The 12,644-nt window shown below is 43.5% G+C and carries 12 protein-coding genes; 2 read left to right on the top strand and 10 right to left on the bottom strand.

Annotated elements, in window-relative coordinates; translation table 11 throughout:
- Positions 1–3 precede the first annotated feature (3 nt).
- Positions 4–1,509, top strand: a complete 1,506-nt coding sequence (locus ABW391_RS14750; RefSeq protein ID WP_353482653.1) for an ATP-binding protein — start codon at positions 4–6, stop codon at positions 1,507–1,509.
- Here the strand turns inward: ABW391_RS14750 and ABW391_RS14745 are convergent.
- A complete protein-coding gene (locus tag ABW391_RS14745; RefSeq protein ID WP_353482652.1) occupies positions 1,506–3,584 on the bottom strand; it encodes a hypothetical protein in 2,079 nt (692 codons plus the stop codon). The genes ABW391_RS14750 and ABW391_RS14745 overlap by 4 nt on opposite strands.
- Between ABW391_RS14745 and ABW391_RS14740 the strand changes: the two genes are divergently transcribed.
- Positions 3,584–4,243 (top strand): DUF423 domain-containing protein, encoded by a 660-nt coding sequence (locus ABW391_RS14740; protein ID WP_353482675.1) that lies wholly within the window; start codon positions 3,584–3,586, stop codon positions 4,241–4,243. The genes ABW391_RS14745 and ABW391_RS14740 overlap by 1 nt on opposite strands.
- Positions 4,244–4,311: 68 nt before the next feature.
- Here ABW391_RS14740 and ABW391_RS14735 read toward each other — a convergent pair whose 3' ends face one another.
- From ABW391_RS14735 to ABW391_RS14695, 9 genes are all read right to left on the bottom strand, one after another.
- Positions 4,312–4,560: a CAMCR motif-containing small membrane protein gene (locus tag ABW391_RS14735; RefSeq protein WP_353482651.1), complete on the bottom strand. Its 249-nt coding sequence runs from the start codon at positions 4,558–4,560 to the stop codon at positions 4,312–4,314.
- Between the two features lie 156 nt (positions 4,561–4,716).
- Positions 4,717–5,292, bottom strand: a complete 576-nt coding sequence (locus ABW391_RS14730) for a DUF420 domain-containing protein (protein ID WP_353482650.1) — start codon at positions 5,290–5,292, stop codon at positions 4,717–4,719.
- Positions 5,293–5,294: 2 nt separating this feature from the next.
- Entirely contained in the window at positions 5,295–5,900 is a 606-nt protein-coding gene (locus tag ABW391_RS14725; protein WP_353482649.1) for a hypothetical protein, read from the bottom strand.
- A gap of 145 nt (positions 5,901–6,045) precedes the next feature.
- A complete protein-coding gene (locus ABW391_RS14720; RefSeq protein WP_353482648.1) occupies positions 6,046–6,471 on the bottom strand; it encodes a cytochrome C oxidase subunit IV family protein in 426 nt (141 codons plus the stop codon).
- Between the two features lie 34 nt (positions 6,472–6,505).
- Positions 6,506–7,456 carry a cytochrome c oxidase subunit 3 gene (locus tag ABW391_RS14715; protein ID WP_353482647.1) on the bottom strand — a complete coding sequence of 317 codons (951 nt, stop codon included), beginning with the start codon at positions 7,454–7,456 and terminating at the stop codon, positions 6,506–6,508.
- Between the two features lie 41 nt (positions 7,457–7,497).
- On the bottom strand, positions 7,498–8,079 hold the full coding sequence (locus tag ABW391_RS14710) for a cytochrome c oxidase subunit 3 (RefSeq protein ID WP_353482646.1): 582 nt from the start codon (positions 8,077–8,079) through the stop codon (positions 7,498–7,500).
- Positions 8,080–8,087: 8 nt separating this feature from the next.
- A complete protein-coding gene (gene cyoE / locus ABW391_RS14705) occupies positions 8,088–8,984 on the bottom strand; it encodes a heme o synthase (protein ID WP_353482645.1) in 897 nt (298 codons plus the stop codon).
- A 122-nt stretch (positions 8,985–9,106) separates the two neighbouring features.
- Positions 9,107–10,963, bottom strand: coding sequence for a cytochrome c oxidase subunit I (locus ABW391_RS14700; protein ID WP_353482644.1), 1,857 nt, complete (start codon positions 10,961–10,963; stop codon positions 9,107–9,109).
- A gap of 149 nt (positions 10,964–11,112) precedes the next feature.
- Positions 11,113–12,600 (bottom strand): OmpA family protein, encoded by a 1,488-nt coding sequence (locus ABW391_RS14695; RefSeq protein ID WP_353482643.1) that lies wholly within the window; start codon positions 12,598–12,600, stop codon positions 11,113–11,115.
- Positions 12,601–12,644: the final 44 nt, after the last annotated feature.

The raw sequence follows: 12,644 nt of genomic DNA, 5'->3' as shown, positions 1-12,644 counted from the left end.
GACATGCATCTTACGTTAGCAGCCCAGCTCCAAAAACATTTCAATGGTCCAGCACCTGTTGACCCTAATTTTGATGTTTTTTTACAAGCTATCTCCAGCCATTATTACTCGATGGAACGAGATAAGCGGCTAACGGAGCATGCCTTTGAAGTCAGCGAAAAAGAATACCAAGAGCTATTGAATGATCTGCGCAGGGAAAATGAACTAAAGCAACAGTCCATTTCAAAAATCAAAGCAGTCACTTTGGCACTTGATGCGAATACCCAAAGTGAAGATCATGGTGAAGAATTGCTGGATGTAATTCAATTTTTGGAGCAACAGATTGTCAAGACCAAAATTTTGGAAGAAGAGCTGCTAAAAGCCAAAGAAATTGCCGAATCTTCGTCAAAGGCAAAAAGCAATTTCCTTTCGGTAATGAGTCATGAGATTCGAACTCCGCTGAATGCAATTATCGGTTTTATTCACCTTTTGACAACAGAAGAGCACTTGCCTGGTCAAGAGGAATACATTCAAGCAGTCAATGTTTCTTCTCAAAATCTGTTGAACCTAGTCAACGACATCCTGGATTTCTCAAAAATTGAAGAAGGCAAAATCGACTTTTTGCACAACAAGATCAACATCAAAACCCTCATCCATGAGATCAAGCTGGCCAATATGTTTAAGGCCAATGAGCGCGAAAACAAAATCAGCGTCATGTTGGATGATGAATTGCCAGAAATGGTTTTGGGGGATGAAGTTCGTTTAAGCCAAATTCTGAACAACCTGATTTCCAATGCCATTAAATTTACGCATCGCGGACAAATAAAAATTGAGATCAATAAGCTCAGCGAAAGCGAAGATTTTCACACTATTCAGTTTACGGTCAAAGATTCTGGAATCGGTATTGCTCCAGATGCCAAGCAGATTATTTTTGAACGTTTTACTCAAGCCAATTCCGAAATTGACCGCCAATATGGTGGATCAGGCCTAGGGCTTTCAATCGTGAGTAAATTATTGGAACTGCAAGGCAAAACGATTTCCGTTGAAAGTGAATTGGGTAAAGGTTCAGAATTTACCTTTTCTATCGATTTTGGGAAATGTCCAGAAGAAGAAACCGTCCTTTTAGGTTCAAAACCCAAACTTTCTCATGACTTGTCGGGCATAAAAATCTTGTTGGTAGAAGACATGTACATCAACAGCATTATGGCCAAAACCATGCTGACCAACTGGAAAGCGGAAGTGGATTTGGCTGAAAATGGCAAAATCGCCATTGAAATGTGCGAACAAAATGAGTATGACATTATTCTGATGGATTTGCAAATGCCGGTCATGGATGGCATAACCGCTACTACCCGGATCAGGCGTTTCAATTCGGTAATTCCGATTATTGCGCTTACTGCGTCATCCTCCTATGAGACCCAGGTTGACATCAAAAACTGTGGAATGGATGACTTTATACCCAAACCCTTCAATCCCTATGTGTTGTTCGAAACCATCAAAAAGAGAGTGGGCAGAGTAGTTACCAATTAGTAATTTTTTGCGTCAGACTTAGCATAACCGAAAGCACGATTGTCGATCGTCGTGATCAAGATTTCGGCTGAATTCAAGTAAGTAAATTTATCTCCAGCTACCGGAAAACCGGGCAAAATTTTGCCATTGACATCCAAGGCCCACACTTCATGTTTGGCAGGGATGCTCAAGAAAATCAAGGCATTTCCACCTCGGCTATGGATTTCAATTTCTCCAATTTTGGAATCAAATTTCTTTTGAAACACCAACTTGTAATCCTTCTGTTGATAAGCGTGTAGAAACAGTTGGTTTTCAGCAGCAGCTAGATAATCCTTCCGTGCATCTCCAACCAGGTCTACCATAAAAAGCTGAGTTTCACCTTGTAATCCAGAAGTTAAGGCCAATGGAAAACCTGCTCCATCGGCATCCACAACCCGTGCTCTTCCGGCGCCATCTACAACGACTATTCGTTTGCTGTGCTGATCCCATTGCCAATAGACTGGGCTTGGGCTAGACCCATTAATTTTGATGGGAGAAAAATGGGGCTGCCCTCCCCTATTCAATACGTGCAATTGGCCTTCCTCCGTCAACGCAAGTAAATAATCTGCTGTGGCAGATTGAAAAAACTCCAGGGACTGGGTCACCTTACCGATTCTCGGGCCAGGATTCCAGCCACTCAATGGGCTACCATCGGCATTTAAACCATAAATGCGACCATCGGCACATGCATAAAACAGGAATTGATCCCGACCGCCAATGGTGATCCCAGAACTGGTCGACACCTGCAAAGAAAGGGGGTATCCTGGAAGGGATTCTGCGGTAGATTGCAAGCCGTAAATGGAAGTGGAAGTGGCAAAAAACAGATGACTTTGGGGTTGATTCAACCAGGGTTGTTCAATAATTTTTCCTTTAATTGCGCCATCCAGTTTTTTGGACCAACGCATTTTCCCTTGATGATCCAATAGTACCAAAGCATGATCAGGAGTTTCCATGCACCATCCGTTCCATTGATCCAAGGCAGCAATTTGAACAACTTCTTCGGTGGGAAGATCAGTTTGCCAGAGCATTTGTACCTTTTTCCCACGCTCAGAAATTGGATGGGTTGTCGAAAAATCCCACTTGCCGTGATGCAGATTTCCCTGGAGCTCAAACACGATTGGGACATTAAGGCCAAGGCTCAATTTTTGGTCAAGGGTTGCTATTGCTTTCCCCAAACCACGATCCCGATTCACGCGAACCCATAATCCTTTGACAGGAGTTTTCAAGTGTTGCTGCACCGTATTGCCTACCAACAGTGCATCAATCCAGCGTTCCAGGATATTTGCAGAAGGAGCAATGACTAGGTATCGATCCATCGCCATCAATGCAGCTTGATGAATCCCTAAGTCGTTCAAACCCAAATCCAATACGGGCTGAATGGTATACGTTTGGTAAGGGATAGCGGGCAATGCACCAAAGCGTTCTGCAAGGATTTTGAGCGCTTTTTGAGCTAAATAAGCATTGTCAAAGGGCAATATACAGGAGGTTTCAGGATCTTGAATGTCCCCCATCTGTGCGAGAAAAGGCTGTTGTTTCGATAAGGCGTTGATCCATGCATACTTTGGGGAAATAGACCACCAGGGTTCAAAGGAACAAACATCTTCTGGAATGAAGGATAAGATGGAAGTTGAATAGACGGCAATGTGCTGGTTGAAAAAGAATTCCCCCGAAAGCTGTTTTGCCACAGGTTCAAATTGTACAACTACCTTATCGCTTATTTCACTTAATCCATTCTTGCTTAGTCCTAAAAAAGTGGCCAATTTGGGATAAAAGAATTGCAGTTGATGGGGAGCAAAAGGCTCAACCCAATCCGCGCATCTTCTATTTTTTAGATCCAAAATGGCTTCTTCCACCAAAGAGGCTTGATTGGACAGCAGATTAATGCCATTGAGTTGCGCCAAAGACCATTCTTCCGAGTCTTTCCGCTGGCGAAAATGTTGAATGGAAATACCCCTTAATTCCGTAGTAGATGTTAAAGTATAATTTTCAAGCTGGACTATTTGAAGGTTTTCAGCAGCACGATTGAGGTACAAAATGCCAGTTTGTTGTTTTGTCAATGGCAACAAAGCCTTGTGCCAACCCTGATCATCGAAGGGCATTTTTCCCTGAACATCAACAAAAGGAACAATTGCCAGAGTATTTGCAGGGATACAGTCTTCAATGCGTGAAGGACCTTGACATCCATTACATACAAATAGAACGATTAGCCCTGAAATTAGCCGAAGGAAGGAGTGAACGTAAAGCGTTGGCAATCCCAGTTTTTGACTTATCTTTACGGACACAACAATTCCTGATTATTCCTATGAGAAATGTTTTTCTTCGAATTGGGAGCCTGCTCGGTTTTTTGGCCGTGGCACTGGGTGCATTTGCCGCCCACGGCCTTCGCCCCCATCTCAGCCCTCAGCGTTTTGATACCTTTGAAACAGCGGTTCGGTATCAATTCTACCATGCCATAGCGATCGTAATGATTGCCATTTTAAGCCATTTTGGTAGAAAGAAAATACTTCGCTTATCCGCTTGGGCCTTTACTGTCGGAGTGGCGGTGTTTTCTGGTTCCCTGTATGCCTTGAGTACCCAAGAATTGCATCACCTATCTGTCAGTTGGCTTGGTCCGATTACTCCGTTGGGAGGATTGTGCCTTTTGACGGGTTGGGGAACCCTGTTTTACTCCAGCTTTTTACATTACGATCGTTCTGAAAAGCCAGAAAAAGAATAATTGCAGAGACGCGATGAATCGCGTCTCTGCTAATACAAAGAATGCGAGGTCTCGCGTCTCTACGTCTTCTATTCCTGATCTGCGTTTTTGCGGCGATTGCGCCACCATACAAAGGCCAAGCCACCTACCAATAAGTAAGGGGTAGCCAACATGTAAAGAATGCCCGCATTCAGGCCTCTTCCTGCATTTCCTCCACCTTTCAGGTTGCTTTCAACGGCCATTTTGCACATGGGGCATTGGGCATCCAGGTAAGGGGAGCAGATCACTAACAAGATGGCTATGATCAAGCCAATTCTAAAGCATTGTTTTGCGTTCATATCGGCAATTTTTATTCAAATTTAAGGAAATTAAGTAAAGCAGAAAAATTTACTTCCCGATTTTGGGTTTTGAATAGGAAGTCGAACGGTTCATTTCAAGTGAGCTTCCTATTCAAAACCCTCTCAAAAAATCGGGAAGTAATTTTTTGCGTCAGGCTAGTAATAAGGAACCAGCATAAAGTAGCAAATAGGGCCAGTAATGGCCACATAAAGCCAAAGTGGGAATACCCAACGCGCCATCTTCCGGTGGCGATCAATTTGGTTGGTGTATGCCCGAATAAAGGTAAACAAGATAAAAGGAAAGATCCCTGCTGCCAAGGCAACATGACTGAGCAATAGTACCAAATAAAAGGTGCGGGTTCCGCCTATGGCTACTTTTTCCAATTCACTCAACGCTCCATCACGATTGGCATCGCCAAACAAGGTTTCCGGGGTGGTAAAATGGTAGGCCACATAGGACAGCAAAAAAAGTGACGACAAGGCAATCGCTACATAAATAGCATTGCGGTGCTGCTGTATCTTTTTTTGCTTGATGAAATACAAAGCGACCAGCAATACAATTGCCGTCAAAGCATTCAAAGTCGCATAAAAGGGTGGCAGAAAGCCTAAATCAACCCCTTCAGGCATCGGAATTTTTACTCTCCGCATCATGACCACCAATCCCAGCACGGCTACAGTAATTACCCAAGCTACTCTGTTGAGTTTTTTCTCCAATAGTACGTTTGCTTCCATGGCTATTTCTCTTTTTCACGGTTCAAGTAAGGGTCATTGTTCTTGTCGCGGTGCATCAATACGGTTACGTGTTCCGTCAAACGACGCACTTCGTTGCCATCCCGGTAGTTGTAATACCTGCGAATAACACCTAAGGTGTCAACAATGGCCATCATGCCTGGTTTTGGGAAATGGTAAGCCTGTACCAGTTTCGGATCGCTGCCTGTAACCAAAACTTGAGTAGGATCAGACATTTTGTTCTGTCGAAGGAAAGCCCCTATCTTACCTGTATCTTGTATGGTGGTGTGCAGCAAAAAGACAAGGTCACTTCTTTCGTCAAATTGAGTATGTAGGCTGCCCAGCGCAAAACGCAAATCATCGTCAGACTCCAGTTCATTTGCATCCAAAACTTTGGCAATGACAACCTTATTGCTCAGATCAGTAGCAAGGTTGATGGAGTTTGTATCCAATAGTTTGGGAAGGGTAAAGGAAGGTAATTTGCCGTAATCTTTTAATTCGGCGCGCATTTTGACCTGGTACTGCTCGCCTTTTTTCAGGTAGTACCAACTCAGTGCCGGCATTACGATCAACATCGCAAAAAGCACCAGCGGTTGAATCCACTTTTTCATTCAATCCTGTTTTTCAATTGTGCTATCAAAACATTCAAAAGTGCGAATTGTTTTGGAAGCCATTGTCATTTGTATTTCAAAACAAGCTTCATCTAAACACAAAAGGCGGGTTTTGACCCGCCTTTTGTGTTCATCCTTGAAAAGATTAACCTTTCCAATCCATTTGATAAGTATGTGGAGGCAACAGGCTACCTTGCTTGGCAGGAGTTGCGGGCAAAGCATTTCGTCGCTGAATTTCATCTCGACGGCTTTTCCAGGCATTACCTTCCTGAAAGAAAGCAATTACTGCCCAAACCAGCAAAAGCATTGGAAGAACGACACTCATCGCTAATCCTTTTACTTCGTATTTCATGTGCATGAACTCGTATACGATGAAGTATGCCTTGTACAAAGACAATACTGCAATCAGCAAACCACAGGTTGCCAGTACAATAATGTTTCCCTGCAAGCTGCTGATCATGTAGCCTTTGCCAAAAAGGGAGATCAGTACTTCAATACCCGTGACTACTGCCAGGAGAACCAGACCGTAACGCACGCGTTTTTTGCTTTCTTCGTAAGATAAATTTGACATCTATCGAGAGTTATAAAGGTTCAACCATAAAGTTCTAAAGGAGATAGAATACCAAAAACACAAAGACCCATACCAAGTCTACAAAGTGCCAGTACAAACCTATCTTTTCTACCATTTCGTAGCCATTCTTGCGGGTAACATATACACCACTCGCTACATTCAGCGCAATGATGGTCAAAAATACCACCCCAGAAAATACGTGGAAACCGTGGAAACCCGTAATAAAGAAAAACAAGGCACCAAATGCTGCTGGACCAAATTGTTCTGTCTGTGTTACCCCTTTTTTAGCACCAGCGGTGTACACAAATTTGCGGTGTACAAAGCTTTTTTCATCCAACAGGTATCCAGCCTGATCACCTTGCTTATATTCGTGCTGAGCACCATGTTCGGCGCTGTGACCTCCTGGAGCATGGCGGTGAATCAGATAACTCTCGCCTTCACGGAAGGTTTCTGCACTTTTTTTGCCTTCGTGATCCAAATAATAGCCTTCAGCAGTGTGTGTACCAAAGGTATTGCGGGTCAAAGACATGTTTTCTTTTCCAATCAGGTTGGTCCACTCCCAAGCTTGGCAACCCAAGAAGCCAAGACCACCAAAAATGGTTAAAACCATCCAAATCAACACTCCGTTTTTGTTTTCACGGTGCCCTTCCTGTACTCCACGAACCATGGTTACGGAACTTATGATCAGCAAAAAAGACATAAAGGTTACAAAAATCAATGGTGCCTTTCCGAAATAGTCTGATATGCCAAATGGGTCGGTAGAGAATACAAAATCTGGTACAGGCCAGGTAGGACTACTAAAGCGGAGGGCACCATAAGTAATCAAAAAGCCGGCAAAAGTAAAGGCATCCGATAAAAGGAAGTACCACATCATTATTTTGCCATAGCTTACCTTAAAAGGAGACTGTGCTCCAGACCAGGCATCATCACCTTGGTGGTCAAGTTCATGAACATGATGTTCAAGTGCGGTATCAGTATTCGCCATTAGATAGCTGAATTTTGCTTATTTCCAACAATTAGTTTTTGTTACATTTGGGTCATCAAAAAGAAAAATAGATAAACCCAGAGCAAATCTACAAAATGCCAATAGATTAAAGTCAGTTCAAAGCGAAGTTTTCGTTTTGGAGTAACCTTTAAACCCAGCGAAAATGCATGTATGACTGCAAGGGCAAGGGCTGTAACACCCCCAACTACGTGAGCAGCATGCACATATGAAAACACATATACAAATGATCCGGAAGGGTTCGTACTGAGTTCGATACCAATGCCCGACAATGCCAACCATCCCAGGTATTGAGTGAATAAAAACGTGATCCCTAACAGCAACGTTGCTGCCAGACCATATTGGTATACTTTCTCATTGCCATTCAAAAAAGCCCGATAAGACAGGTGCAAAGTAATGCTGCTCGCCAGGATAATCACCGTACTGAGCGTAAATACTTGTGGCAAACTGAATTCAAGCCAATTGCCAGCAGCTTGGCGCACCAGATAGGCACTCGTCCAAGCAGCAAACATCATCATAATACTTCCGCACGCAACCAGCAGTGCAAAAGACTGAGGATGTATCTTATTCCGACCGTAAACATTGGAAAAGGCTCCTTCCATCATTTTTTAAATTAAAGTTGATCCACCAATAAAACTCCTAAAACAAGCGGAATATACACAAATGAGAAAAACATCAAGTGCAAAGCCGATTTGCGGTCATTATTGCGGTACAGGCGCCAGCCCAACCACGTAAAAAAGATGCTCGAAACCACTATACAGACCGTCGCAATCCAATCTGCTACGCCCAAACTTAGTGGTAAAAAACTTACCGGAATAAGCACCAGGGCATATAGAAAAGACTGAAGCGCAGTGTATTTTTCTTTCTGCCCTTCAGGGCCAGGAAGCAATTTGTATCCTGCACGTTCGTAATCTTCTTTTCCCAACCAGGCAATTGACCAAAAATGGGGAAATTGCCAGAAGAATTGAATCGTAAACAAGGTCAACCCTAAAGCAGAAATGTACCCTTCAGCAGCCGCCGCACCAATCAAAGTAGGCAATGCTCCTGGTATAGCGCCAACTGCTACTGCAATCGGGGAAATGCGCTTCAATGGGGTGTACAAAAAGGCATACGATACCAAAGCCAATGTTCCAAAGAAAGCAGTCCAGGGATTAAAAAGTGCCAGTGCAGTAATCCCTACCATACTCATTAATCCTGCCATCAACACGGCATCCGCCACTTTCATCCTGCCAGTAGCCAATGGGCGATTGGCTGTACGTTTCATCAATCGGTCGAAATCTTTCTCCAAAACCTGATTGAGAATATTAGCCGCAGCAGTCACCAAAAATCCGCCCAAACAAAGGATACCAATACTCAACCCAGAAGCTGGGCCTGGTACGGCAATCAGATAAGCCATGACTGAGGAAAAAACCACGGTCAGGGTCAAACGCAATTTTACCAGTAATTTAAAATCTTCAACCTTTTGCCAAAAAGCAGACAAAGGTTTTACCACTGCTGTTTCTACCGCCACAGGAATATCTTAAATTAAATTCAAGAAAGTACCAGTCAATTTCTTTTCTGGTACTTTCTTCATTTTGAAAAGATCAAATTATCGTAAAAACCGGCGCATTTGCCGCTTTCAATTGACTGTACTTAGTGGTCTCCAGCAACTTCGCCTTCTGCCAGAGGAGTAATCTGAGATACAAACTCCTTGCCATCCTTGCCATAGTCATATGCCCAACGGTGTACAGTAGGAATTTTACCAGACCAGTTTCCGTGTACTGGATGAATCGCTGTTGTCCACTCCAAAGTTGATGCACCCCAAGGGTTAAGTGTAGTCATTTTTTTGCCTTTCCAGATGCTGTAGAAGAAATTGACTACAAACAATATCTGAAATGCAAAAGTAGCAATCGCAGCAACCGTAATGAATTTGTTCAAATCATCGAAGTGCGAGAAAGAAGCGAAAGTATCAAAACGGTAGTAACGACGAGGTACACCAGCCATACCAATGTAGTGCATGGGCCAAAAGATCGCATAAGCGCCAATCATCGTACCCCAGAAGTGAATCTTACCCAGGGTTTCGTTCATGAAACGACCATACATTTTTGGAAACCAGTTGTAGATACCCGCAAACATTCCGAAGAAGGCGGCAACCCCCATTACAATGTGAAAGTGCGCTACTACGAAATAAGTATCGTGCTGTTGGATATCGATGGCCGAGTTGCCCAGGAAGATACCTGTCAAACCACCCGAAATGAACATGGATACAAAACCAATTGCAAACATACTCGCCGCAGTGAACCGGAAATTACTACCATAAATGGTCGAAATCCAGTTGAATACTTTTACTGCAGAGGGTACCGCAATGATCAAGGTAAAGACCACGAAGAAGTTTGAGATAAAGGGGTTCACACCAGACATAAACATGTGGTGTGCCCACACGATAAAGGAAAGGAATGCAATCGCCAAAATCGAGAATACCATCGCTTTGTAACCAAAGATAGGTTTACGTGCATGTACCGAAAGGACTTCCGATACCAAACCCATCGCAGGCAAGATGATGATGTATACCTCAGGGTGCCCCAGAAACCAGAACAAGTGTTGGTACAATACCGGGCTGCCACCTACGTGATCAAGCGCCTGTCCACCTACATAAATCTCGCTCAAGTAAAAGCTGGTACCCATGCCACGGTCAAACATCAGCAGCATAAAAGCAGATACCAATACGGGGAAAGACAACAGACCAATGATAGCCGTTACAAAGAACGCCCAGATGGTTAGTGGCATGCGCCACATGGTCATCCCTTTGGTACGCATGTTCAGTACTGTAGTGATGTAGTTGATACCACCCAATAAAACCGATACGACGAAGAACACCAAGCTGAGCAACCACAAGGTCATCCCGGCACCAGAGCCAGCAGAAGCTTGTGGCAAGGCGCTCAAGGGTGGATAAGCGGTCCAACCACCCGCAAATGGGCCAGTGCTCACAAACAGGGAGAAAAACATGATCATCCCTGACATGAAAAAGAACCAGTACGAAAGCATATTCAAAAAGGGTGAAGCCATATCTCGTGCTCCCACCTGTAATGGAATCAACAGGTTACTAAAGGTACCAGACAAGCCGGCTGTCAATACAAAAAACACCAGGATGGTTCCGTGCATGGTTACCAACGCATAATAGAAATCTTGCGAAAGCGTACCCATTCCAGTTTCTGCATTGATGATGATCCATTTGCCCAGCAGTGGTTTCAACCATGCCATGCTTTCTTCTGGAAAACCCAATTGCAAACGAAAAATCAAAGACATGCCCGCACCAATCACAGCCCAGACCATCCCGGTAATCAGGAATTGCTTGGCAATCATTTTGTGGTCCATGCTGAATACATAAGTATTGATGAAGTTGGACTGATAACGGTCACCTTCATGATGCTCGTGAAAATGATCATCATATCCCAGCTGTTCAATCAGCTCTTCTTCTTGCGTCGTTGGATGGTTTGCTACTTGAGCCATCGGCTGAATGTTTTAAAAACGTTTACAATGCTAAATTTTAATTTGAGTTACTTTTCCATAACAACTCAATTGAACCAACTTGGTTCAATATTTAAGCATATTCACTTCTTTTTATTTAACCAGTTATCCAGTCAAATATTATCAAGCTATTATTGACCTACAATACGGAACTCCGTACGGCGGTTTTTGGCACGGTTATCATCACTGTCATTCGCTGCTACAGGCTGTGCTTCCCCAAAGCCTTTAGCATTCAAACGGCTTACATCAACGCCTTTGCTAACAAAGTACTTCAAGACGGCATCAGCTCTTCTTTGGGAAAGCGTCTGGTTTTGAGTATCTTCGCCTACATCGTCGGTATGTCCGGCCAATTGTACTTTCAGTCCTTTCTTTTCCTTCATCGCCGCAATAAGGTTGTCCAGCTCATAGCGAGATACACCAGTCAGTTTTTCAGAACCAGTTGCGAAAGTTACATAGCTGAATTGAACCGTTTTTTTGGAAGTCATCAAGGCGCTATCCAATGCTTCGGTAAATTCTTCTTTGCGCGCTTCGATTTCAGCACCAAACAGCTTGTCTTTGTTTGGATCTTCATCCTTAAAGCGGATGTTGGACAAGTAATACGATTTTTGCTGGGCAGCCCACATTTCATATGCTTCTGGCTCTACGATTTTCACCGTTTTGCGCATCGCAAAGTGGCTATTTCCACACAATTCTGCACAAGCCAATTCATAATCGAATACTTCCCATTTTGGCTTGGAATTGGGATCCTTTGGATCAGAAGGCACCTGGTATTCTGGGTAGTCGCGCAAAGCCTCGCGAAACTCCTCATTGGTTTTTTGTGGCTCAAATACGAAGTAAGTCGGAATACCAGGAATGGCATCCATTTTCACCCGGAAATGAGGCAGATAAAAGTTGTGCAATACATCCTTGGAGGTAATCCGCACGCGAATTTTCTTGCCTTTAGGCAATACCAATTCATCTGCATGGAAATCGTCGACGTTTTTTTCGTCGGTCCAATCCTGACCCAATGGGTTTACACCAGTGATCAGTTTGTAGTTTTTGGTTCCCAGCTTTCCGTCGGGGCCCGGATAACGCAGTGCCCAACCAAACTGAAAGCCAGTAGCTTCAATTTCCATATAATCATCGCCTGGCTGGATATCTGCCATGATGGAGTTCCATGCATCCAAACCGCGAATTACCAGAAACGCCATTACTACTGCAGGAATCGCTGTCCAGATGATTTCAAGTTTGTTGTCGTGGGCGATAAATTTTGCCTTGGCGTTGCGACGTCCGGAATATCTCCAGGCGAAGTAAAACAGCAAAATTTGGGTGATCACAAAAACAATTCCGCATACAATCAAAGTAAGATTGAACATATCGTCAATCTTGCCACCATGCGCGGAAGCTGCTTTCATTGGGCCGTAGCCCAAATAATAGTTTTTATAAAATGCCCCAGTGTAGGCTGTAATTGCCAAAAAGGCAACTAAAAATACAACCATGTATAGGCCTTGCCTACCATTGTTGATCTCCTGCATTTCTTCCTCACCTCGGATTTTTGCAGCCAATTCGGTAACTTTACCAATTTGGATAGCAATTACTACGATCAAAATGAGACTTAAAAATACTAGCAAAGCAGTCATTATCCTTCAGATTTTTTTCGAGATCAAATTTACAACTAAGATTC

It is taken from the genome of Haliscomenobacter sp., assembly GCF_040403615.1.
Lineage (GTDB): Bacteria > Bacteroidota > Bacteroidia > Chitinophagales > Saprospiraceae > Haliscomenobacter.
Note: the sequence above shows the minus strand (reverse complement) of the source record. Positions and strands in the feature narration are given on the sequence as shown.

Bases quoted from the DNA above. Each gene is read 5' to 3' on its own strand.
- ABW391_RS14750 (WP_353482653.1), top strand. From the start codon at position 4: ATGCATCTTACGTTAGCAGCCCAGCTCCAAAAACATTTCAATGGTCCA.
- ABW391_RS14740 (WP_353482675.1), top strand. From the start codon at position 3,584: ATGGCAACAAAGCCTTGTGCCAACCCTGATCATCGAAGGGCATTTTTC.
- ABW391_RS14735 (WP_353482651.1), bottom strand. From the start codon at position 4,560: ATGAACGCAAAACAATGCTTTAGAATTGGCTTGATCATAGCCATCTTG.
- ABW391_RS14730 (WP_353482650.1), bottom strand. From the start codon at position 5,292: ATGGAAGCAAACGTACTATTGGAGAAAAAACTCAACAGAGTAGCTTGG.
- ABW391_RS14725 (WP_353482649.1), bottom strand. From the start codon at position 5,900: ATGAAAAAGTGGATTCAACCGCTGGTGCTTTTTGCGATGTTGATCGTA.
- ABW391_RS14720 (WP_353482648.1), bottom strand. From the start codon at position 6,471: ATGTCAAATTTATCTTACGAAGAAAGCAAAAAACGCGTGCGTTACGGT.
- ABW391_RS14715 (WP_353482647.1), bottom strand. From the start codon at position 7,456: ATGGCGAATACTGATACCGCACTTGAACATCATGTTCATGAACTTGAC.
- ABW391_RS14710 (WP_353482646.1), bottom strand. From the start codon at position 8,079: ATGATGGAAGGAGCCTTTTCCAATGTTTACGGTCGGAATAAGATACAT.
- ABW391_RS14700 (WP_353482644.1), bottom strand. From the start codon at position 10,963: ATGGCTCAAGTAGCAAACCATCCAACGACGCAAGAAGAAGAGCTGATT.
- ABW391_RS14695 (WP_353482643.1), bottom strand. From the start codon at position 12,600: ATGACTGCTTTGCTAGTATTTTTAAGTCTCATTTTGATCGTAGTAATT.